This is a genomic window from Streptomyces thermodiastaticus (assembly GCF_014656135.1).
GTDB classification, from domain to species: domain Bacteria; phylum Actinomycetota; class Actinomycetes; order Streptomycetales; family Streptomycetaceae; genus Streptomyces; species Streptomyces thermodiastaticus.
Genome location: NZ_BNBV01000004.1, coordinates 29666 through 50884 on the forward strand (window position 1 = coordinate 29666; position 21219 = coordinate 50884).

Below are 21219 nucleotides of genomic sequence, written 5' to 3' on the forward strand. Positions count from 1 at the left end.
GTGCCGTGCCGCACTCCGGGGAGGGGTGCGGCACGGCGTCGGCCGATCGGCCGGGGGGCCCTTTTCGCCGCGTACGCACGGACACCCGTCGGGGATCCGGCTCGTGCGCGGCGAAAAGGGCCTGCCGCTGTGATTGACATGGAGGCACCATGGGGCGCTATGTCGCACGACGACTGCTCCAGATGATCCCGGTCTTCATCGGGACAACCCTGCTCATCTTCCTGATGGTCTACGCCCTGCCCGGCGACCCCGTGCGCGGACTGTTCGGCGACAAGGCGACCACACCGTCGGTGATCCGTGCGCTGCGGCACGAGTACGGCCTCGACAAGCCCGTTCTGGTCCAGTACTGGGACTTCATGAAGGGCATCGTGCTGCACTTCGACTTCGGCAAGCAGATCGCCAGCGGCCGCCCGGTCACCGAGATCCTGGGCGAGGCCTTCCCGGTGACGCTGCGTCTGGCCTCGCTGGCCTTCGTCATCGAAGCGGTCATCGGCATCGTCCTCGGTGTGGTCGCCGGCCTGCGCGCGGGCAAGGCCGCCGACACCGTGATCCTGTTCTTCACCCTGCTGCTGATCTCGGTGCCGGTCTTCGTGCTCGGCTACATCCTGCAGACGGTGTTCGCCATCAACCTCGGCTGGCTCGAGCCGTCGGTGACCGATCCCACCGACTTCAACCAGCTGCTGCTGCCGGCCATCGTGCTGGCCAGTGCCTCGCTGGCCTACGTCGCCCGGCTCAGCCGCACCTCGGTCGCGGAGAACCTGCGGGCCGACTACATGCGCACCGCCATCGCCAAGGGCCTGCCCCGGCGCCGGGTGGTGGGCGTGCACCTGCTGCGCAACTCGCTGATCCCGGTCGTCACCTTCCTCGGCACCGACCTCGGCGCCCTGATGGGCGGCGCCATCGTCACCGAGGGCATCTTCAACATCCACGGTGTCGGCGGCACGATCGCCGATTCGATCACCCGTCGCGAGGGCACCACGCTGGTCGGCCTGGTCACCATCCTGGTCCTCGTGTACCTCGTCTGCAGCCTGATCGTCGACCTGCTCTACGCGGTCCTGGACCCGAGGATCCGTTATGCCTGAGCTGACCAAGTCCGCCGACGAGGCGGTGCCCTCCGCCACCACCGCGGCCGCGGGGGCCGAGGTGTCCGAGGACAAGCCGGAGAAGACCCGCAGCCTGTGGGGCGACGCCTGGCGCGACCTGCGCTCCAACTGGATCTTCATCGTCTCCGCGGTGCTGATCCTGCTGCTGCTGGTGATGGCCGCCTGGCCCGGCCTGTTCACCAACGCCGACCCGAACAACAAGGACCTGGCCAACCACTACCTGCAGCACCCGAACTACGGGCACTGGTTCCAGGCCGACTGGCTGGGCTACGACGCCCAGGGCCGCAGCGTGTACGCCCGTGCCATCTACGGCACCCGCGCCTCGCTGCTCGTCGGCGCGGGCACCACCGTGCTGGTGGTCATTCTCGGCGGCGTGATCGGCATGATCGCCGGCTACTTCGGCGGCTGGGTCGACGCGGTGCTGTCCCGGCTGACGGACATGTTCATGGGCATCCCGTTCCTGCTCGGTGCGATGGTGATGCTGAACTCCTTCACCGACCGCTCCATCCCGGTCGTCATCGCCGCCCTGGCCTTCCTCGGCTGGACGCAGACGGCCCGTGTGATGCGCGGTGCGGTCATCACCGTGAAGTCCACGGACTATGTGCAGGCCGCCAAGGCGCTCGGTGCCGGAACCGGCCGCATCCTGTTCCGCCATGTGATGCCGAACGCGATCGCGCCGGTGATCGTCGTCGCCACCATCTCGCTCGGCGTCTACATCGGTGCCGAGGCCACGCTGTCGTTCCTCGGTCTCGGCCTGAACGGTGTGTCGTGGGGCAACGACATCTCCGACGGCGGCAACTCCATCCGTGTGGCGCAGTGGATCATGCTGTACCCGTCGATCATGCTCAGCGTCACGGTGCTGGCGTTCATCATGCTCGGTGAGGCGGTCCGCAACGCCCTCGACCCGAAGACGCGCTGAGGAGGGCGTACGTGACCACCATTCAGAAAGTCTCCGCCGTGCCGTCGCCCCGCGACGCCGGGGAGGACGGGGGCCCGCTGCTGGAAGTGCGGGACCTGCACGTGGAGTTCCACACCCGCGACGGCGTCGTCAAGGCCGTCAACGGCGTCAACTACAGCGTGAACGCCGGTGAGACGCTCGCCGTGCTCGGTGAGTCCGGCTCCGGCAAGTCCGTGACCGCGCAGGCCATCATGGGCATCCTCGACATGCCCCCGGCGAAGATCCCGCAGGGGGAGATCCGCTTCCGCGGGCAGGACATGCTCACCATGTCCGCCGAGGAGCGCCGCAAGATCCGCGGCCGCCGGATCTCGATGATCTTCCAGGACGCGCTCAGCTCGCTGAACCCGGTGCTCAGCGTCGGCTACCAGCTGGGCGAGATGTTCCGCGTCCACCAGGGCCTGTCCAAGAAGGAGGCCAAGACCCGGGCCGTGGAGCTGATGGACCGGGTGAAGATCCCGGCCGCGAAGGCCCGCGTCGACGACTACCCGCACCAGTTCTCCGGCGGCATGCGCCAGCGCATCATGATCGCGATGGCGCTGGCCCTGGAACCGGACCTGATCATCGCCGACGAGCCGACCACGGCTCTGGACGTCACCGTCCAGGCGCAGGTGATGGACCTGCTCGCGGAACTCCAGCGCGAGTACAACATGGGCCTGATCCTCATCACCCACGACCTGGGCGTCGTCGCGGACGTCGCCGACAAGATCGCGGTGATGTACGCGGGCCGCATCGTGGAGCAGGCCCCGGTGCACGACCTGTACAAGCGTCCGGCGCACCCGTACACGCGGGGTCTGCTGGACTCCATCCCGCGCCTGGACCACAAGGGCCAGGAGCTGTTCGCCATCAAGGGCCTGCCGCCCAACCTGCTGCGCATCCCGTCCGGCTGTGCCTTCAACCCGCGCTGCCCCAAGGCCCAGGACATCTGCCGCACGCAGATCCCCGAGCTGGAGCCGGTCACCGAGCGCGACGGCTCCGAACTGCCGGGCCGCGCCGCGGCGTGTCACTTCTGGAAGGAGACGATCCATGGCTGAGCCGAGCAAGAAGGACGAGCAGCCGGTCGGCAAGGTGAACGTCTCCAAGGCGGACGGCGCCGGCGCCCGCCTCGAGGACGAGGAGGTCGCCGCGATCGAGAAGCCCGTCCAGCGCGGCGAGCCGATCCTGCAGGTGCGGGATTTGAAGAAGCACTTCCCGCTGACCCAGGGCATCCTGTTCAAGAAGCAGATCGGCGCGGTCAAGGCCGTCGACGGGGTCTCCTTCGACCTGTACCAGGGCGAGACCCTGGGCATCGTCGGCGAGTCCGGCTGCGGCAAGTCCACCGTCGCCAAGCTGCTGATGAACCTGGAGCAGGCGACCGCCGGCCACATCTTCTACAAGGGCCAGGACATCACCAAGCTGTCCGGGCGCGCCCTGAAGGCCGTGCGCCGCAACATCCAGATGGTGTTCCAGGACCCGTACACCTCGCTGAACCCGAGGATGACGGTCGGCGACATCATCGGTGAGCCCTTCGACATCCACCCGGAGGTGGCCCCGAAGGGCGACCGGCGCCGCAGGGTGCAGGAGCTGCTGGACGTCGTCGGCCTGAACCCGGAGTACATCAACCGCTACCCGCACCAGTTCTCCGGCGGTCAGCGGCAGCGCATCGGCATCGCCCGCGGTCTCGCGCTGAACCCGGAGATCATCATCTGCGACGAGCCGGTCTCCGCGCTGGACGTGTCGGTGCAGGCGCAGGTCGTCAACCTGATGGAGCGGCTGCAGGACGAGTTCAACCTGTCCTACATCTTCATCGCGCACGACCTGTCGATCGTCCGGCACATCTCCGACCGCGTGGGCGTGATGTACCTGGGTCAGATGGCCGAGATCGGCACCGACGAGGAGATCTACGACCACCCGACGCACCCCTACACCCAGGCGCTGCTGTCGGCGGTCCCGGTGCCCGACCCGGACGCCCGCGAGCACCGCGAGCGGATCATCCTCACCGGTGACGTGCCCTCCCCGGCCAACCCGCCCTCGGGCTGCCGCTTCCGCACCCGCTGCTGGAAGGCCCAGGAGAAGTGCGCCACGGAGGTCCCGGTGCTGGCCGTGCCGGAGCGGTTCAAGGGCACGGACTCGCCCGCGGCCCACGAGTCGGCCTGCCACTTCGCCGAGGAGAAGGACGTCGTGCACGCGGCCTGACCACCCGTCGCACCGCCCCGCCGGTTCCCGGCACCCGCTCCAGGGTGCCGGGAACCGGCGTTTTCCGGCACCGGTGCGCGGGAGCGGACCGCTCGGCCGAACGGCTGAGGCCAGGGGCTGCCTCCCGGTGCGGCGCGACGACATCCGGCGGATCGTCTGCTGATATGTGTGCAGGCCGGCCGGTGTCTGGCATGCCGTCAGAGGCCGGGCCGGGCGCGCCGGTCCGTACCGCACCCTTTCGAGGAGGCGCCCATGCGTGCACCCGCGCGCGTCGCGTGGGCGGCCGGTGCGGTGGCGGCCGTGCTGCCGCTGGCCGCCTGCGGCAGCGGGGCGGGCGTCCCCGGCGGCAGCGTGCTCAGCTCCTCCTGGGGCGATCCGCAGAACCCGCTGGAGCCGGCCAACACCAACGAGGTGCAGGGCGGCAAGGTGCTCGACATGATCTTCCGTGGGCTCAAGCGGTACGACCCGCGCACCGGCAAGGCCGAGAACATGCTCGCCGAGAAGATCGAGACCACCGACGCGCGCACCTACACCATCACCGTCAAGCCCGGCTGGCGCTTCAGCAACGGCGAACCCGTCACCGCCCGCAGCTTCGTCGACGCCTGGAACTACGGCGCGAGCCTGAAGAACCACCAGAAGAACGCATACTTCTTCGGCTACATCGAGGGCTACGACAAGGTCCACCCCGCCGAGGGCCGGCAGACCGCCGACACCCTCTCCGGGCTGACGGTCACCGGACCGCGCACCTTCACCGTCCGGCTCAGCCAGCCGTTCTCCTCCTTCCCCGACACCCTCGGCTACGTCGCCTTCGCCCCGCTGCCGCGGATGTTCTTCACCGACCACAAGGCCTGGCTGGACAAGCCGGTCGGCAACGGCCCGTACCGGATCGAGTCGTACACCAAGGGCGCCCAGATGTACCTGAGGAAGTGGGACGCCTACCCCGGGCCGGACAAGGCCCGCAACGACGGCGTCACCCTGCTGGTGTACACCGACAGCACCACCGCCTACACCGATGTGCTGGCCGGCAACCTCGACCTGGCCGACGACATCCCCGCCACCCAGCTGAAGAACGTCCGCAAGGACCTGGACGGCCGCTACATCAACAGCCCGGCCGGCATTCTGCAGACCCTCGCCTTCCCGTTCTGGGACAAGGCCTGGAACACCGAGGGCGCCCGCAAGGTCCGCATCGGCCTGTCCATGGCCATCGACCGGGAGACCATCACCCGGACCCTGTTCCGCGGCACCCGCACCCCGGCCACCGACTGGACCTCGCCCGTCCTCGGAAAGGCCGGCGGCTACCAGCCCGGCCTGTGCGGGCGGGCCTGTACCTACCGCCCCGCCGAGGCCAAGAGGCTCATCCAGGAGGGCGGCGGGCTGCCCGGCGGGCAGGTGCGGATCACGTACAACGCCGACTCCGGCTCGCACAAGGAGTGGGTGGACGCGGTGTGCAACTCCATCAACAACGCCCTCGGCGACGACCACGCCTGCGTCGGCAGCCCGGTGGGCACCTTCGCCGACTTCCGCAACCGGATCGCCCAGCACCGCGTCACGGGCCCCTTCCGGGCCGGCTGGCAGATGGACTATCCGCTCATCCAGAACTTCCTGCAGCCGCTGTACTACACCGACGCCTCCTCCAACGACGGCACGTGGTCGAACGCGACCTTCGACCGGCTGGTCGACCAGGCCAACGCCACCCGCGACCGGGCCACCGCGATCCGGCTGTTCCAGCAGGCCGAACGCGTCGTGCGGGACGAGATGGCCGCCATCCCGCTGTGGTACCAGAACGGCAGCGCCGGCTACTCCGACCGGCTGCACGACGTCGCGCTCAACCCGTTCAGCGTGCCCGTCTACGACGAGATCAGGGTGGGCTGAGCCGCCATGGGACGGTACGTCGTGCGACGCCTGCTGCAGATGATCCCGGTGTTCGCGGGCGCCACCGCGCTGCTCTTCGTCATGGTCAACGTCATGGGCGACCCGGTCGCCGGCCTGTGCGGGGAACGCGCCTGCGACACCGCCACCGCCGCCCAGCTCAAGCGGGAGTTCGGCCTCGACCAGCCGCTGTGGCGGCAGTACGCGACCTACATGGGCAACGTCTTCACCGGCGACTTCGGCACCGCGTTCAACGGCCGGCCGGTGATCGAGCTGATGGCCTCGGCGTTCCCCGTCACCGTCCGGCTCACCCTGGTCGCCGTCGTCTTCGAGATCGTCGTCGGGGTCACGCTCGGCGTGGTGACCGGGCTGCGCCGCGGCCGGCCCGTGGACACCGCCGTGCTGCTGGCCACCCTCGTCGTCATCTCCGTGCCAACCTTCGTCACCGGTCTGCTGCTGCAGCTGCTGCTCGGAGTGCGCTGGGGCTGGATCAGACCGTCGGTGCCGCCGCAGGCCACCTTCGACCAGCTGATCCTGCCCGGCCTGGTCCTCGCCTCCGTCTCCCTGGCCTACGTCACCCGCCTGACCCGGACCTCGCTCGCCGAGAACCGGCGCGCCGACTATGTGCGCACCGCCGTCGCCAAGGGCCTGCCGCGGCGCCGTGTCGTGGTCAGGCATCTGCTGCGCAACTCGCTCATCCCCGTGGTCACCTTCATCGGCACCGACGTCGGCGCGCTGATGGGCGGCGCCATCGTCACCGAGCGCATCTTCAACATCCACGGCGTCGGCTACCAGCTGTACCAGGGCATCCTCCGGCAGAACACCCAGACCGTCGTCGGCTTCGTCACCGTGCTCGTCCTGGTGTTCCTGATCGCCAATCTGCTCGTGGACCTGCTGTACGCCGTCCTCGACCCCAGGATCCGCTATGCCTGAGCCGTCGCTGCCCCAGCCGCAGGAGCCCGAACGCGCGATCGCCGGCACCGGGACCGGCGCCGGCATGGATCTCGCGGCGGCCGAGGCGGCCACCGTGGGCTCCGGGGAGACGGGCCGACCCGCCGGCCGGCCCCGCTCCCTGTGGTCCGACGCCTGGCACGACCTGCGCCGCAACCCGGTCTTCGTGCTCTCCGCCCTGGTGATCTGCTTCCTGGTCGTCATCGCGCTGTGGCCGTCGCTGATCGCCCCGGGCAATCCGCTCCACTGCGACCTGGCCCGCGCCCAGGACGGACCGAGCCCCGGCCACCCCTTCGGCTACGACGGGCAGGGCTGCGACGTGTACACCCGCACCGTGCACGGCGCCCGCGCCTCCGTCACCGTCGGGGTGTGCGCCACCGCCGGTGTCGCCGTCCTCGGCTCGGTCCTCGGCGGACTCGCCGGCTACGTGGGCGGGTTCTGGGACGCGCTGCTGTCGCGGATCACGGACGTCTTCTTCGCCGTCCCGGTCGTCCTCGGCGGCCTGGTGCTGCTGTCCGTGGTCACCAGCAGCACGGTCTGGCCCGTCGTCGGGTTCCTCGTACTGCTGGGCTGGCCGCAGATCTCCCGGATCGCGCGCGGGGCCGTCGTCACCGCCAAACAGCACGACTACGTGCAGGCCGCCCGCGCCCTGGGCGCCTCCGGCCCCCGGATCCTGCTGCGGCACATCGCGCCCAACGCCGTCGCCCCGGTGATCGTGGTCGCCACCATCGCGCTGGGCACGTTCATCGCGCTGGAGGCCACCTTGTCCTACCTCGGCGTCGGACTGAAACCACCCAGCGTCTCCTGGGGCATCCAGATCTCCGCCGCCTCGCCCTACGTCCGCAACGCCCCGCACGCGCTGCTGTGGCCCGCGGGGGCCCTGGCGGTCACCGTGCTGGCGTTCATCATGCTCGGCGACGCGGTGCGCGACGCCCTCGACCCGAAGCTGAGGTGACCGCACGCCGTGCTGCTCGAAGTCCGCGACCTGCACGTGGAGTTCCGCACCCGCGAGGGCGTCGCGCACGCCGTCAACGGGGTCGGCTACGCCGTCGACGCCGGCGAGACGCTCGCCGTGCTCGGCGAGTCCGGCTCCGGCAAGTCCGTGACCGCGCAGGCCGTCATGGGCATCCTGGACACCCCGCCGGGCCGTGTCACCGGCGGCCAGGTGCTCTTCCGGGGCCGCGACCTGCTCACGTTGCCGGAGGAGGAGCGGCGCCGGATCCGGGGCGCCGCGATCGCCATGATCTTCCAGGACGCGCTGTCCGCCCTCAACCCGGTGATGACCGTCGGCGACCAGCTCGCCGAGATGTTCACCGTGCACCGGGGCCTGAGCCGCCGCGCGGCGCGGGCGAAGGCGGTGGAGCTGATGGAGCGGGTGAGGATCCCGGCCGCCGCGCAGCGGGTGCGCGACTTCCCGCACCAGTTCTCCGGCGGCATGCGCCAGCGCATCATGATCGCGATGGCGCTGGCCCTGGAACCGGACCTGATCATCGCCGACGAGCCGACCACGGCCCTGGACGTGACCGTGCAGGCCCAGGTGATGGACCTGCTGGCGGACCTGCGCCGCGAGTACGGCATGGGGCTGATCCTCATCACCCACGACCTGGGCGTCGTCGCGGACGTCGCGGACCGGATCGCGGTGATGTACGCCGGGCGCATCGTGGAGCAGGCGCCGGTGCACGAGCTGTACAAGCGTCCGGCCCACCCGTACACGCGGGGACTGCTGGACTCCGTGCCGCGCCTGGACCGCAAGGGCCGCGACCTGTACGCGATCAAGGGTCTGCCGCCCAGCCTGCTGCGCATCCCGCCCGGCTGCGCCTTCCACCCGCGCTGCCCGATGGCACGGGACGTGTGCCGCACGGACGTCCCCCCGCTGTACGAGGTCTCGCCGACGCGGGGCAGCGCCTGCCACTTCTGGAGGGAGTGCCTGGATGGCAGCGCCGGTGCCTGAGCCCGCTCCCGAACCGATCCTCGAGGTCCGCGGGCTGGTCAAGCACTATCCGCTCACCAGTGGCGTGCTGTTCAAGAAGCGGACCGGCGCGGTGAAGGCCGTCGACGGCGTGGACTTCGTACTGCGCCGGGGCGAGACGCTGGGCATCGTCGGCGAGTCCGGCTGCGGCAAGTCCACCGTCGCGCGGCTGCTGTGCAGCCTGGAGCGGCCCACGGCGGGACGGATCCGCTACCGGGGCGAGGACATCACCCGGCTGTCCGGCAAGGCCCTCAAGGCGGTCCGCCGCAACATCCAGATGGTGTTCCAGGACCCGTACACCTCGCTGAACCCGCGGATGACGGTGGGCGACATCGTCGGCGAGCCCTTCGAGATCCACCCGGAGGCGGCCCCCAAGGGCGACCGGCGCCGCAGGGTGAAGGAACTGCTGGACGTGGTCGGCCTCAACCCGGAGTACGTCAACCGCTATCCGCACCAGTTCTCCGGCGGCCAGCGGCAGCGCATCGGCATCGCCCGCGGGCTGGCCCTGCGGCCGGAGATCATCGTCGCGGACGAGCCGGTCTCGGCGCTGGACGTGTCGGTGCAGGCGCAGGTGATCAACCTGATGGAGCGGCTCCAGGCGGAGTTCGGGCTGTCCTACGTCTTCATCGCCCACGATCTGTCGGTCGTCCGGCACATCTCCGACCGGGTGGCGGTGATGTACCTGGGGCGGATCGTGGAGATGGGCACCGATGAGGAGATCTACGAGCACGCCACCCACCCCTACACCCAGGCGCTGCTGTCGGCGGTCCCGGTGCCCGACCCCGAGGCGCGCGAGCGGCGGGAGCGGATCGTGCTCAGCGGTGACGTGCCCTCCCCGGCCGCGATCCCCTCCGGCTGCCGCTTCCGCACCCGCTGCTTCAAGGCCCGGCAGCGGTGCGCGGTGGAGGTTCCGGCGCTGGCGGTGCCCGAGTGGTTCCGGTCCGAGGGCGGACCGGCCGCCCACGACTCCGCCTGTCACTTCGCCGCGGAGCGCGAGCCGCCGCCGGGGCCGGCACCGCGCCGGGAGCCGGACGGCCACGGCGCGGCGAACGCGCAATGACCTCCGCCGGCCGCGTCGTTGACGCGCGGGCAACGTCGCGGAAAGGGCGCCGACACGGGCGCGCGGCACGCTGGACGCCGTACGGCCGTGCGGGTGCCGTGGACGGGCCGGGGGTTGCCATGCCGCCCCGGCCCGTCCCCTGTACGGCGGCCCGTCTCAGGTACGGCACCCGTCCGCGCCCGGCCCCCTTCCGCCCCGGCCCTCAGGATTGCCCGCTCAGCCCCAGGGACCGCCTGAGGAAGTCGACCTGGAGCAGCAGCAGATTCTCCGCGACCTGCTCCTGCGGGGTCATATGGGTGACCCCGGACAGCGGCAGCACCTCGTGCGGGCGGCCGGCGGCGAGCAGGGCGGAGGACAGCCTGAGGGCGTGGGCGACCACCACGTTGTCGTCGGCGAGACCGTGCACGATCATCAGCGGCCGGTGCGGCTCGGCGGGCGCGGACAGACCCTCGTCGGTGACCAGGGAGTTGTGCGCGTACGTCTCCGGGTGCGCGGCCGGGTCGCCGAGGTACCGCTCGGTGTAGTGGGTGTCGTACAGCCGCCAGTCGGTGACCGGGGCGCCCGCGATGCCCGCGTGGAAGACGTCCGGGCGGCGCAGCACCGCCAGTGCGGCCAGGTAGCCGCCGTAGGACCAGCCGCGGATGGCCACCCGGTCCAGGTCGAGCGGATACCGCGTGGCGAGGTCGTGCAGCGCCTCGATCTGGTCGTCCAGGGTGGCGGTGAAGTCGTGGTGGATCGCCTTCTCCCAGGCGGGGGAGCGCCCGGGGGTGCCGCGGCCGTCGGCGACGACCACCGCGAAGCCCTGATCGGCGAACCACTGGGAGGTCAGGTGCGCATTGTGCGCTGCGACGACCCGGGCCCCGTGCGGGCCGCCGTAGGGGTCGAGCAGCACGGGCAGCCGGCGGGAGGTGTCATCGGGGTAGTCCGAAGGCATAAGCACGGCGCACGGAATTTGGCGTGCGCCCCCCTGGGTCAGGGTCACGCGCGGGGTCAGCCCGGGATCCTCCGCCCGGTCGGCGATGAACGCCGTGGGCGTGCCGCCCTCCAGCACCCGCACCTGCGTGCCCGGCCGGTCCGGCGTGGCGGACACCAGGACGGTCACGTCCCCGGCACGCACCGCGGAGTGCACGCCGGGCTCCTGGCTCACCCGCTCCACGCCCCGTTCGCCGACGCGGTAGACGTGGACCTCACCGATCTCCGCGTCCGCCGTCCCGGCGCCCGCCGAGGCGGACACGAGCACGTCGCCGTCCGCCACGTCGAGCACCGCTCGCACATGCAACTCCGGTCCGGTCCACGGCCGTTCACCGACCACCAGGACCCGTGCGCCGCCCTCGTCCGCGATCCGCACCAGCTCTCCGGACGGGCTCCAGCAGGGAACACCGGGGAAAAGTTCCAGCCAAATTGGATCTTCGTCCGCGTGCACCGTCCGGGTCGCCCCGGTGTCCGGGTCCACGGCCAGGTACAACTGCCCGCGCTGGTCCCGCGCCTGTACGAGGAGCAGCGGCGAACCCCCCTCTGACCAGCGCACTCGCGCGAGATAGGGGTAGCTTTCCCGGTCCCAGACGACCTCGGTGCGCCGCCCGTCCAGGCCGATGACGAACAGCTGTACGGTAGCGTTCGCGGTGCCCGCGGCCGGGTAGCGGATGTGAACCGGCTCACGTTCCGGGCGGGCGGGATCGGAGATCCACCACTGTCCCACCGGTGTATCGTCCACCCGCGTCACCAGCAGCCGGTCCGACTCCGGCGCCCACCAGAAGCCACGCGAACGGCCCATCTCCTCGGCCGCGACGAACTCGGCGACGCCGTACGCCACGGACGGCTCCTCGGGCTCGGCGAGCGCCCGGTCGCCGTCGCCCTCGGTGCCCACCACGCGCAGGGCGCCGCCCGCGACGTAGGCGACGTACCGCCCGTCCGGGGACGGCCGCGGGTCGATCACCGGCCCGGGAACGGGCAGTTCACGCGTGGTGCCGGCCCGCAGTTCGGCGGTGAAAAGCCGCCCGGACAGGGAGAAGGCGGCCAGCTCGACGGCGGTGTCGGTGGCGTAGCCGACGATGCCGGCGCCGCTCTCGCGGCTGCGCTCACGGCGGGCGCGCTCCTCGGGGGAGAGGTCCTCCGCGGCGCCGCCGAGCAGGGTCCGCGGGTCCGCGGCGAGGTGCTCGGTGCGATCGCGAAGGTCCAGGTACCACAGCGCGTTCGCCCGGTCCGTACCGGAGCCGGACCGCAGGAAGACCACGCGGGAGGCGTCGGGAGCGACGGTGAACGCGCGGGGCGCGCCGAGGGTGAAACGCTGGGTGCGGGCGTGCCGTCGGGGGAAGGAGAGGGGCTCGGTCGTCATGCCCCGACCATATTGGCCATGCGCCCCCTTGTGCGGCCGTGCGCGGGCCTGCGCGCGCGTGCGGATAGTTATGATCACTGGCGCATAGTGGGTATGAACGCACTGCTCGTTGTGTGGATTTACCTGCTCCCAGTCCGTCCGACCAAGACCCCGACCCCCCTGACCCCCCGCGTCCCTGGGATCTTTGGAGGTGAGCCGCCGTGGCACTCTCGATTTCGGCGGTGGTGCTGCTGGCGATCATCGTCTTCTTGCTGATCAAGAAGTCCGGCTTGAAAGCCGGTCACGCGATCGTGTGCATGCTCCTCGGCTTCTACCTCGCCTCCTCCACGGTCGCGCCCACGATCAGCCAACTCACCACGAACATCGCGGGGATGATCGGAAGTCTCAAGTTCTGAACGCTGTCCCCGCGCTGTACAGGACGGACCAGAGCTGAAGACCGTGCTTACGCCTGCCGGGCCGGCATCCCTCCGCGGTGTCCGGCCCGGCGGGGCGTGTCTGCCTGTCCGCCTCGGGCGCCCGCGCCTCGGCGCCGTCCTCGGTCCTTCCGCAACGACTCCGTCCTGCCCGCACCTCTCCCTGCCCCCGGGCCTGCCCGCGCTGTGCGCGGGGGCAACGTGCCGTGTCCGACCGGCGGTTCGCTGGTGTGGGGCCCGCCGCATGCACGGCGACGAGCCCCGGCGCCGTCATGCCGTGGCCGCGTACGGGCGGAACTGGGCCCAGACAGTGGCGGGGAAGGCAAGCCGCGGCCCGTGGACGTTCCTCGAGTCGCGGACGTGCACCGTGCCGGGTTCGGTGGCGATCTCCACGCAGGAGTCGACCTCACTGCCGCTGCGGTAGCTGTTCTTGAACCACGTCAGACCGGGCGCGTTCTCGGACACTTTGGTACGGATCATGTCTCCCCCAGCAGTTGCTCGATGAACGCGGCCGACGCACGAGGTGTGAGGGCCTGCGCCCGGATGATGCCATACCGGAGTTCAAGGATACGGAGCTGCCGGAGATCGGATACTGGTCGGCCGTTGGCGACTGAGGGTGAACGTTCCACGGCCGTACCGTTGTCGAACGTCAGAAGCTCAGTGCTGCCGGCCGGCCCGGCATGCTCTTCGCGGTCCATGGGCATCACTTGCAGCTCGACGTTGCGCATCTGCCCGATGTCGAGCAGATACGTCAGCTGCGCGCGCAGATTCGCCTTGCCGCCCAGGGGGCGCCGCAGTGTCCACTCCTCCAGCACGTAGCTGATCTCCGGTGCCGGTTCCAGTGCGGCCCCTGAGGAAATCGCGGCTCATGCGCCCCGTCCGCGCGCCGTCCTTCTCGCGCCGGCGCGCTCCGGCGTCCGCCACCGGGGCGCGCGGGCGCCGGCAGCGGGCCTCGTACGCTGGTACCCATGACCGAACTGCCCGCTCGGCGTCTGCTGCTGGTGCACGCGCACCCCGACGACGAGTCCATCAACAACGGCGTGACCATGGCCCGGTACGCGGCCGAAGGCGCGCTGGTGACCCTGGTCACCTGCACGCTCGGTGAGCGGGGCGAGGTGATCCCGCCCGAGTTGCGGCATCTGACCGGTCAGGCACTGGGCGCCCACCGCAGGCAGGAGCTGGCCGCGGCCATGGCCGAGCTGGGGGTCACCGACGTCCGGCTGCTCGGCGGTGCCGGGCACTACCGGGACTCCGGGATGATGGGGCTGCCCGACAACGAGGACCCGGACTGCCTGTGGCAGGCCGACCTCGACACCGCCGCCGAGCATCTCGTCGCCGTCGTCCGCGAGGTGCGCCCCCAGGTGCTGGTGACCTACGACGACAACGGCGGCTACGGCCATCCCGACCACATCAAGGCGCACCGCGTCGCCATGCGCGCCGCGGAGCTGGCCGCCGACCCGGCCGTGCGGCCCGACCTGGGAGAGCCCTGGGACATCCCCCGCGTGTACTGGAACCGGGTGCCGCGCTCCGTCGCCGAGGCCGCCTTCGCGCGGCTGCGCGCGGACCTGCCCGGCCTGCCCTTCGACAAGTCCGCCGAGGTGGACGACGTTCCCGGGGTGGTGCCCGACGAGCGGATCACCGCCCGGATCGAGGGCGACGCCCGGGCCGCTGCCGCCAAGGCCGCCGCAATGCGCGCGCACGCCACCCAGATCGAGGTGGCCGGGTCCTGCTTCGCGCTCTCCAACGAACTCGCCCAGCCGCTGTTCACCACCGAGTACTACGAGCTGGTGCGCGGCGGGGACGGCACCCCGGCCGGGGCGGGCACCCTGACCGATCTGTTCGCCGGCATCGAGGAGGCGGCATGAGCCCGGCGGGACGCGGACCGGAGCGGCGCCCCGCGTCCCAGCCGGCGCACGGCCCCCTGCCGGCGCAGCCGCTGAAGCTGCCGTCGGCGGGCCGGACGGCCGCGTACCTGGTGCTGTTCGTGCTCGGTGCGGTGGTCGGCGGTGCCGGGGCGCTGGTGCAGGCCGCCTGGTTCCCCGGCGGTCTGCTGCTGGCCCTCGCGGGCGCCGCCGGGCTGTTCCTGGGCGGGACGCAGGCACTGCGCAGCCGTGGCGGCGCGGTGGCGGGCGCGGCCGGCTGGCTCATCGCCGTGCTGCTGCTCACCGCCAGCCGCCCGGAAGGCGACTTCCTCTTCGCGGCGGGCGCTGGATCCTATCTCTTCCTGCTCGGCGGCATGGCCGTCGCTGTGGTCTGCGCCACTCTTGGCCGGGTGAGGCAACCGGACGCCCGTGACGCCCGACTTGGCGAATGACGTACCGCTTCTTCCCTGCGCACCCGTGCGGGTCTGGTGTGGGTTTGCCCAACGGCCCAGGGAAACAGGCTGGAAGCGGCCAGTATGGTGGTGCGCGCCGCCGAGCCTCCCCCAAGCACTCCACTGCGCTCGTGCCGGGGGACTCCCACGTACTGTGAGGTCGTAACGGGCGGCGGAGCCAACCGGGAGAACCTGCCTTGAGTCGTGAAACTGACACTCCGTCCTCCGGGCCCAGCGGGCGTGGAGGAGCCGCCTACCCGTCGGGGACCCCGCCCTACGGTGTCCCGGCGGGGTCCGGCGACGGCGCGGGCGCGGGCAGCGGTGCCGCGCAGCCGGAGGAACGCAAGACCGAGACCACGCTGACGACCCGCGTCAAGATCAACATTCCTGGGTCGCGGCCGATTCCGCCGGTGGTCGTGCGCAAACCCGTCGCCGGGGCCGGCGGCGACACGGACGGCGCCGGCGGGGCCTTGCGGGGCGAGAGGGCCGACGCGGACAAGGCGTCCGGCGCGGGCAGGGCGGCGCACGAGCGGGCCGGCTCCGCGGACGCCGGCGCCCAGGGCACGGCGGACCACACCGGTGCCACGCGCACGCCCGGCGGCCAGGGCGGCGGGCGTGCCGGGCAGGGCGACGCCGAACCGGCGAGCCGTCCGGCGGAGAAGACGACCAGCGACTGGTTCCAGCCCCGCAAGCCCCCGGTCAAGAAGAGCGGTCAGGGCGGTGCCGGCGCGTCCGGCGGCGCGCCGGGCGAGCCCGCCGCGGGCCCGGCCGCGACCGGCGGTCCCGCGGGCGGCGACACGGCCGCACCGGGCGCCGGCCGGCACCCCGGCTTCGGCGGCCATCCCGGCGGCGTCGTCGGCTCCATGAACGTGCCCGGAGCCGCCCGCACCGGCGGCAAGGGCAGCGGGCTGCCCGGCGCCACCGGCGGCCCCGTCGCCCCCGGCCACGGCGGCGGCACCGGCTCCTTCGACGTGACCGAGGCCCTGGCCGGCTCCCGTCCCGGCGGCAGCGGCGAGCCGCGTCAGGACGACCCGCCGTATGCCTCCGGCACCGGCCCGGACGGGGCACGTGACCACACCCTCGGCGGCAGCGAGCGGCCGGGCGGCGGCCCGCAGGGACCCGCCGGGCCCACCGGCGGCCCGGTCACCGGTGACGGCGCGTTCGCCTCCCCGGGCGCCCCGGGGGCTCCGGCCGGTGCGCACGCCCCGCGCCCCGGCGGCGGGCTCAGCGACGACACCGCGGTCCTCACCCCGCAGCGGCCGGCCCCCGCGCCCGGCGGCGCGGCGACCGCCCCCCGGCCGCAGAACGTCTCCGGTGACACCGTCACCAGCGGCATCCCCGTCATCCAGCCCGGCGGGAAGCCGCCGGCGGCGACACCCCCGCAGCCCTCCTCCGCGCAGTCCGGCACGCCGGCCAAGAAGAAGGGCCGCAGCAAGCTGGTGCTGCTCGGCGGCGGCGTGGTCGTCGTGGCCGCCGTCGCCTACGGCGCCGGGCTGCTGATGAACCACTCCGACGTGCCCAAGGGCACCACCGTGCTGGGCGTCGACATCGGCGGCGGCACGCGCGACGACGCGGTGAAGAAGCTGGACGAGGCCTTCGGCAAGCGGGTCGACGAGCCGATGAAGCTGTCCGTGGACGGCAAGACCGTGACCCTGACCCCGGATCAGGCCGGGCTGCAGTTCGACACCCAGGCCACGGCCAGTGCAGCCGCCACCAGCGACTACAACCCCGTCTCGGTGATCGGCTCCCTGTTCGGCAACCACCGGGTGGTCGAACCGCGGATCCCCGTCGACCAGGAGAAGCTGCGGGCCGCCCTGCGCAACGTCGCGGGCGACGCCGGGACGGCGTCCGACGGCACCATCAGGTTCGAGCCGGGCAAGGCCGTGCCCGTGTACGGCAAGACGGGCAAGGGCATCGACCCGGAGCGCTCGGTGCAGGCGATCGAGGAGGCGTACCGCACCCAGGTGGCCACCGGCACCCCCGCCACCGTCCAGGTGCCCACCACCACGCGCCGGCCGACGGTCCCCGACGCCGAGGTCGACCGGATGATGAAGGAGTTCGCCGAGCCGGCGATGTCCGACAAGGTCACCGTCATGACCGATCCGGCGCACTCCGTGGTGTTCAGCCCCGAGAAGTCGCTGTGGAAGTTCCTGCGGGTCAAGGCGGTGAACGGCAAGCTGGTGGACTCCTACGACGAGACGGTGCTCAAGCAGCTGTACGGCGGCACCTTCGACGGCGTCCTGATCACCCGTGGCACGGGCCAGAAGACACCCGTCACCGTCCAGGACGTCATCAGCGCCATGCGCCCGGCCCTGATGAGCAAGACCGACCGGGTCGCCGTCATCGACACGAACCCCAGCTGAGGCCGTCCGTCACCCGTGCCGCATGACACCTGTCATGCGGCACTCGGGACGGACGGCACTGCCGTCCGTCAAGGCCCGGCGGACAGTATGGGGCCATGACAACGGCAGTCACGACGACAGGGACGCATCCGCCCACCACCGCGCACGCCGCCGCGGGCGCGGTGGTGGCGTTCGAGAGGGTGACCAAGGCCTACGGGGCAGTGAGAGCGGTGGACGACCTCAGTCTCGTCCTGCACCCGGGCGAGACCGTGGCGCTGCTCGGGCCGAACGGGGCGGGCAAGTCGACCACCCTCGACCTGCTGCTCGGGCTCAAGCGCCCCGACAGCGGAACGGTCACCCTCTTCGGCACCGCTCCGCGCGAGGCGATCGTGGCCGGCCGGGTCGGCGCCATGCTGCAGAGCGGCGGCCTGATGGAGGGCGTCACCGTCGCCGAACTGGTGCGGCTCGCCTGCGACCTGCACCCACGGCGATATCCGGTGGAGGAGGTGCTGACCCGGGCCGGGCTGACCGGGATCGCGGACCGCAAGGTCGACAAGCTCTCCGGCGGCCAGGCGCAGCGGGTGCGGTTCGCGCTGGCCACCGCGGGCGACAGCGACCTGATCGTCCTGGACGAGCCGACCACCGGCATGGACGTGACCACCCGCCAGGCGTTCTGGTCCACCGTGCGCGAACAGGCCGGCCAGGGCCGCACGGTGCTGTTCGCCACCCACTACCTGGAAGAGGCCGACGCCGTGGCCGACCGGGTGCTGGTGCTGCACCGGGGCAGGCTGCTGGCCGACGGCACCGCCGCCGAGATCAAGGCCAAGGCCGGCGCCCGCCGTATCCGCTTCGACCTGGACGGCGGCATCGACGAGGCCGCCCTGCGCGGGCTGCCGTTCCTCACCGCGCTCGACATCAGCGGACGGACCGTGCGCATCCAGTCGTCCGACGCCGACGCCACCGTGTACGCCCTGTACCGGCTCGGCGTCCACCCCCGCAATCTCGAAGTCGCCGGGCTCGGACTGGAGCAGGCGTTCGTCGCCATCACCGAGGCGGAGGAGGCCCGGCAGCCGTGAGCGTCCTCGCGTCCCGCAGCCTGATCAGACTGGAGCTCGCCCGCACCCTGCGCAACCGCAAGTTCCTGTTCTTCTCGGTGCTGTATCCGTCCCTGCTGTTCCTGATCGTGGCCGGGCAGTCCGGTGCCGGGGCACAGGTCGACGGCAGCGGTCTGACCGTGCCGACGTACATGATGGTGTCCATGGCCTCCTTCGGCGCGCTGACCGCCGTGCTCGTGGGCAACAGCGAACGCATCGCCAAGGAGCGGGAGAACGGCTGGGTGCGCCAGCTGCGGCTGACCTCGCTGCCGGGCCACGGGTACGTCCTCGGCAAGACCGCGAGCGCCGCCGTGGTGAGCCTGCCGTCCGTCGTCGTGGTGTTCGCGGTGGCCGCCGCCGTCGAACACGTCCGGCTCGCCGCCTGGCAGTGGCTCGCCCTCACCGGCGTGATCTGGGCCGGCAGCCTGGTGTTCGCCGCGCTCGGGGTCGCCATCGGCTACCTCGCCACCGGGGACGCCGTCCGCCCGGTCACGATGCTCGTCTACTTCGGCCTGTCGCTGCTCGGCGGCCTGTGGATGCCCGCCACCACCTTCCCGCGGTGGCTGCGGACCGTCGCCTCGTGGCTGCCGACGCACGCCTACGCTGCTCTCGGACAGGCCATCGAGCAGAGCCGGGCCCCGCAGGCGAAGGACGTCGTGCTCCTCGTCGTCTTCTTCGCCGTGTTCACGGGCGGCGCGGCCTGGCTGTACCGAAAGGACACGCTGAAGGCGTGAGCGTGACGACGCACGACGCGCAGCCCCACGAGGAGACCGGCCCCGAGCGGCAGGTGCCCGTGGGGCGGCCGCCGCGCACCCGGGCCGACGTCCGGCGCAAGCTGGTGTGGATCCTGCCCTGGCTGGTCTTCCTCGGCTCGCCGGTGAACGACCTGGGGTCCGGCCGCCACACGGCCGCCGGGACGGCCGCCGGCTGGGCAGGGCTGGCGTGCTTCACCGCCACCTATCTCGCACTGGTCTACCGGAACATGGGCCGCCCGTTCCCCGGGCCGGTGGTCGCCTGCTGCGTCACCGTGCTCGGCGCGCTGGCCGTCGTGCTCAACCTGACCCTGGGAACGGCGTGGATCGGCCTGTTCGTCTACGTCTCCGTCGCCTGCGGCGCCACCTTCCCCGCGAGGACCGCGTACTGGACGATCCCGCTGACCACCGCGGCGATGGCGGCCACCGGGCTCTCCAACGGCGACAAGGACGTCGTGTCCTACATGCTGCTGGTGGTGCTGCTCGTCGGCTTCGCCATGACCGGCGTGCGGCAGCTGGTGCGCACCACGATCGAGCTGCGCGAGGCCCGCGCCACCGTCGCCCAGCTCGCCGCCAACGAGGAACGCCTGCGCCTGGCCCGCGACCTGCACGACCTGCTCGGCCACTCGCTGTCCCTGATCACGCTCAAGAGCGAGCTGGCCGGCCGCATGCTGCCCGGGCAGCCTGAGAAGGCGGCCCAGCAGGTCGCCGACATCGAACGGGTCAGCCGCCAGGCCCTCGTCGACGTGCGCGAGGCCGTGACCGGCTTCCGGCGGCCCCGGCTCGGCGCGGAACTCGCCGGCGCCCGGCTCGCCCTGACCACCGCCGGGGTCCATGCCGACCTGCCCGACCAGCTGCCGCTCGACGGGGTGCCCGAGGAGAAGGAGTCCGCGCTCGCCTGGGCGCTGCGCGAGGCCGTCACCAACATCATCCGGCACAGCGGCGCCGACCGCTGCACCGTCGAGGTGCTGCGCCGGCAGACCCTCGACGGCCCCCTGCTCGAACTGAGCGTGACGGACAACGGCTCGGGCGGCTCCGGCAGGGGCCCCGGCAACGGCCTGACCGGTCTGCAAGAACGCCTGCGCACGGCCGGCGGCGTGCTGGAGGCGGGCCGCGTCGAACGCGGATTCCGGCTGGTCGCCCGCGTACCGCTGGGCCCGGCGGGGACGTAGGATCCCCGGCATGAGCAGCACGATCAAGGTCCTCCTCGCCGAGGACCAGTCGATGGTCCGTGAGGCGCTGGCCGCCCTGCTCGGGCTGGAGGAGGACATCGAGGTCGTCGCCCAGGTGGCGCGCGGCGACGAGGTGCTCCAGGCCGCCCGTGCCCACGACGTCGACGTGGCCCTGCTCGACATCGAGATGCCCGGCTGCACCGGGATCGAGGCGGCCGCCCGGCTGCACCGGGAGCTGCCCGCGGTCAAGCTGGTCGTGCTGACCACCTTCGGACGCCCCGGCTATCTGCGCAGCGCCATGGAGGCCGGCGCCGACGCGTTCCTGGTCAAGGACGCGCCCGCGGCGCAGCTCGCCGAGGCGGTGCGCAAGGTGCTGGCCGGTGAACGCGTCATCGACCCCACGCTCGCCGCGGCCGCCCTCGCCGAGGGCGCCAACCCGCTCACCGAACGCGAACGCCAGGTGCTGCGCGCCGCCGCCGACGGCCGCACCAACGCCGAACTCGCCGAGGCCCTGCACCTGTCCCGGGGCACCGTCCGCAACTACCTGTCCACGGCGATCCAGAAGCTCGCGGTGCGCAACCGGACGGAGGCGGTGCGCATCGCCCGGGAGAAGGGCTGGCTGTAGCGGTTCTCCCGGCCTTGGGGCTCAGCGGCTCTTCCGGTCTCCTCCGGTCTACGGGCTCAGCGGCTCTTCCGGTCTCCTCCGGTCCACGGG

General features: G+C 71.9%; 18 protein-coding genes and 2 pseudogenes. 17 read left to right on the top strand and 3 right to left on the bottom strand.

Annotated elements, in window-relative coordinates; translation table 11 throughout:
* The first annotated feature begins 149 nt into the window (after window positions 1-149).
* From IE286_RS05415 to IE286_RS05455, 9 genes are all read left to right on the top strand, one after another.
* Window positions 150-1082 (top strand): ABC transporter permease, encoded by a 933-nt coding sequence (locus IE286_RS05415; protein WP_189795465.1) that lies wholly within the window; start codon window positions 150-152, stop codon window positions 1080-1082.
* The gene (locus IE286_RS05420) at window positions 1075-2022 is read left to right on the top strand and encodes an ABC transporter permease (RefSeq protein ID WP_189795466.1); all 948 of its coding nucleotides are present in this window, start codon (window positions 1075-1077) and stop codon (window positions 2020-2022) included. The genes IE286_RS05415 and IE286_RS05420 overlap by 8 nt, the downstream gene beginning before the upstream one ends.
* 11 nt (window positions 2023-2033) lie before the next feature.
* Window positions 2034-3092, top strand: coding sequence for an ABC transporter ATP-binding protein (locus tag IE286_RS05425; protein ID WP_189795467.1), 1059 nt, complete (start codon window positions 2034-2036; stop codon window positions 3090-3092).
* Window positions 3085-4233, top strand: coding sequence for an ABC transporter ATP-binding protein (locus IE286_RS05430; RefSeq protein WP_229861980.1), 1149 nt, complete (start codon window positions 3085-3087; stop codon window positions 4231-4233). Before IE286_RS05425 ends, IE286_RS05430 begins: the two co-directional genes overlap by 8 nt.
* A 252-nt stretch (window positions 4234-4485) precedes the next feature.
* Window positions 4486-6105, top strand: coding sequence for a peptide ABC transporter substrate-binding protein (locus IE286_RS05435; RefSeq protein WP_189795468.1), 1620 nt, complete (start codon window positions 4486-4488; stop codon window positions 6103-6105).
* Window positions 6106-6111: 6 nt separating this feature from the next.
* Window positions 6112-7035, top strand: a complete 924-nt coding sequence (locus IE286_RS05440; protein WP_189795469.1) for an ABC transporter permease — start codon at window positions 6112-6114, stop codon at window positions 7033-7035.
* Window positions 7028-8008 (top strand): ABC transporter permease, encoded by a 981-nt coding sequence (locus tag IE286_RS05445; RefSeq protein WP_189795470.1) that lies wholly within the window; start codon window positions 7028-7030, stop codon window positions 8006-8008. Before IE286_RS05440 ends, IE286_RS05445 begins: the two co-directional genes overlap by 8 nt.
* A gap of 9 nt (window positions 8009-8017) precedes the next feature.
* Entirely contained in the window at window positions 8018-9004 is a 987-nt protein-coding gene (locus IE286_RS05450; RefSeq protein ID WP_189795471.1) for an ABC transporter ATP-binding protein, read from the top strand.
* Window positions 8985-10082, top strand: coding sequence for an ABC transporter ATP-binding protein (locus tag IE286_RS05455; RefSeq protein ID WP_189795472.1), 1098 nt, complete (start codon window positions 8985-8987; stop codon window positions 10080-10082). The genes IE286_RS05450 and IE286_RS05455 overlap by 20 nt, the downstream gene beginning before the upstream one ends.
* A gap of 202 nt (window positions 10083-10284) precedes the next feature.
* Here IE286_RS05455 and IE286_RS05460 read toward each other — a convergent pair whose 3' ends face one another.
* A complete protein-coding gene (locus IE286_RS05460) occupies window positions 10285-12417 on the bottom strand; it encodes a S9 family peptidase (protein WP_189795473.1) in 2133 nt (710 codons plus the stop codon).
* A 200-nt stretch (window positions 12418-12617) separates the two neighbouring features.
* Here IE286_RS05460 and IE286_RS05465 point away from each other — a divergent pair, with 200 nt between their 5' ends.
* Window positions 12618-12812, top strand: a complete 195-nt coding sequence (locus tag IE286_RS05465; RefSeq protein ID WP_189795474.1) for a hypothetical protein — start codon at window positions 12618-12620, stop codon at window positions 12810-12812.
* Window positions 12813-13100: 288 nt separating this feature from the next.
* On the opposite strand, the gene IE286_RS05470 is transcribed toward IE286_RS05465, so the two are convergent.
* Window positions 13101-13310, bottom strand: coding sequence for a DUF397 domain-containing protein (locus IE286_RS05470; RefSeq protein WP_189795475.1), 210 nt, complete (start codon window positions 13308-13310; stop codon window positions 13101-13103).
* Window positions 13307-13669, bottom strand: a pseudogene (locus IE286_RS05475) (Scr1 family TA system antitoxin-like transcriptional regulator); the annotation flags it as partial. The pseudogene IE286_RS05475 and the gene IE286_RS05470, both read right to left, overlap by 4 nt.
* A gap of 129 nt (window positions 13670-13798) precedes the next feature.
* On the opposite strand from IE286_RS05475, the gene mshB reads away from it, so the two are divergent.
* The 7 genes and pseudogenes from mshB (at window position 13799) to IE286_RS05510 (ending at window position 21129) form a co-directional block, all read left to right on the top strand.
* Entirely contained in the window at window positions 13799-14695 is an 897-nt protein-coding gene (gene mshB / locus IE286_RS05480) for an N-acetyl-1-D-myo-inositol-2-amino-2-deoxy-alpha-D-glucopyranoside deacetylase (RefSeq protein WP_189795476.1), read from the top strand.
* Complete coding sequence (locus tag IE286_RS05485) at window positions 14692-15144, top strand: DUF6113 family protein (protein WP_189795477.1); 453 nt, start codon at window positions 14692-14694, stop codon at window positions 15142-15144. The genes mshB and IE286_RS05485 overlap by 4 nt, the downstream gene beginning before the upstream one ends.
* A gap of 197 nt (window positions 15145-15341) precedes the next feature.
* The gene (locus tag IE286_RS05490; RefSeq protein WP_189795478.1) at window positions 15342-17507 is read left to right on the top strand and encodes a peptidoglycan binding domain-containing protein; all 2166 of its coding nucleotides are present in this window, start codon (window positions 15342-15344) and stop codon (window positions 17505-17507) included.
* Between the two features lie 95 nt (window positions 17508-17602).
* Window positions 17603-18562, top strand: a complete 960-nt coding sequence (locus IE286_RS05495; protein WP_189795479.1) for an ABC transporter ATP-binding protein — start codon at window positions 17603-17605, stop codon at window positions 18560-18562.
* Window positions 18559-19314, top strand: coding sequence for an ABC transporter permease (locus tag IE286_RS05500; RefSeq protein WP_189795480.1), 756 nt, complete (start codon window positions 18559-18561; stop codon window positions 19312-19314). The genes IE286_RS05495 and IE286_RS05500 overlap by 4 nt, the downstream gene beginning before the upstream one ends.
* Window positions 19311-20518 (top strand): annotated as a pseudogene (locus IE286_RS05505) (sensor histidine kinase). Before IE286_RS05500 ends, IE286_RS05505 begins: the two are co-directional and overlap by 4 nt.
* Window positions 20515-21129 (top strand): response regulator transcription factor, encoded by a 615-nt coding sequence (locus tag IE286_RS05510; RefSeq protein ID WP_189795481.1) that lies wholly within the window; start codon window positions 20515-20517, stop codon window positions 21127-21129. The pseudogene IE286_RS05505 and the gene IE286_RS05510 overlap by 4 nt, the downstream one beginning before the upstream one ends.
* Window positions 21130-21219 lie beyond the last annotated feature (90 nt).

What these genes read in the sequence shown, in the direction of transcription:
- IE286_RS05415 (WP_189795465.1), top strand. Translation starts at nt 150, where the DNA reads ATGGGGCGCTATGTCGCACGACGACTGCTCCAGATGATCCCGGTCTTC.
- IE286_RS05420 (WP_189795466.1), top strand. Translation starts at nt 1,075, where the DNA reads ATGCCTGAGCTGACCAAGTCCGCCGACGAGGCGGTGCCCTCCGCCACC.
- IE286_RS05430 (WP_229861980.1), top strand. Translation starts at nt 3,085, where the DNA reads ATGGCTGAGCCGAGCAAGAAGGACGAGCAGCCGGTCGGCAAGGTGAAC.
- IE286_RS05435 (WP_189795468.1), top strand. Translation starts at nt 4,486, where the DNA reads ATGCGTGCACCCGCGCGCGTCGCGTGGGCGGCCGGTGCGGTGGCGGCC.
- IE286_RS05440 (WP_189795469.1), top strand. Translation starts at nt 6,112, where the DNA reads ATGGGACGGTACGTCGTGCGACGCCTGCTGCAGATGATCCCGGTGTTC.
- IE286_RS05445 (WP_189795470.1), top strand. Translation starts at nt 7,028, where the DNA reads ATGCCTGAGCCGTCGCTGCCCCAGCCGCAGGAGCCCGAACGCGCGATC.
- IE286_RS05455 (WP_189795472.1), top strand. Translation starts at nt 8,985, where the DNA reads ATGGCAGCGCCGGTGCCTGAGCCCGCTCCCGAACCGATCCTCGAGGTC.
- IE286_RS05460 (WP_189795473.1), bottom strand. Translation starts at nt 12,417, where the DNA reads ATGACGACCGAGCCCCTCTCCTTCCCCCGACGGCACGCCCGCACCCAG.
- IE286_RS05470 (WP_189795475.1), bottom strand. Translation starts at nt 13,310, where the DNA reads ATGATCCGTACCAAAGTGTCCGAGAACGCGCCCGGTCTGACGTGGTTC.
- mshB (WP_189795476.1), top strand. Translation starts at nt 13,799, where the DNA reads ATGACCGAACTGCCCGCTCGGCGTCTGCTGCTGGTGCACGCGCACCCC.
- IE286_RS05485 (WP_189795477.1), top strand. Translation starts at nt 14,692, where the DNA reads ATGAGCCCGGCGGGACGCGGACCGGAGCGGCGCCCCGCGTCCCAGCCG.
- IE286_RS05495 (WP_189795479.1), top strand. Translation starts at nt 17,603, where the DNA reads ATGACAACGGCAGTCACGACGACAGGGACGCATCCGCCCACCACCGCG.
- IE286_RS05510 (WP_189795481.1), top strand. Translation starts at nt 20,515, where the DNA reads ATGAGCAGCACGATCAAGGTCCTCCTCGCCGAGGACCAGTCGATGGTC.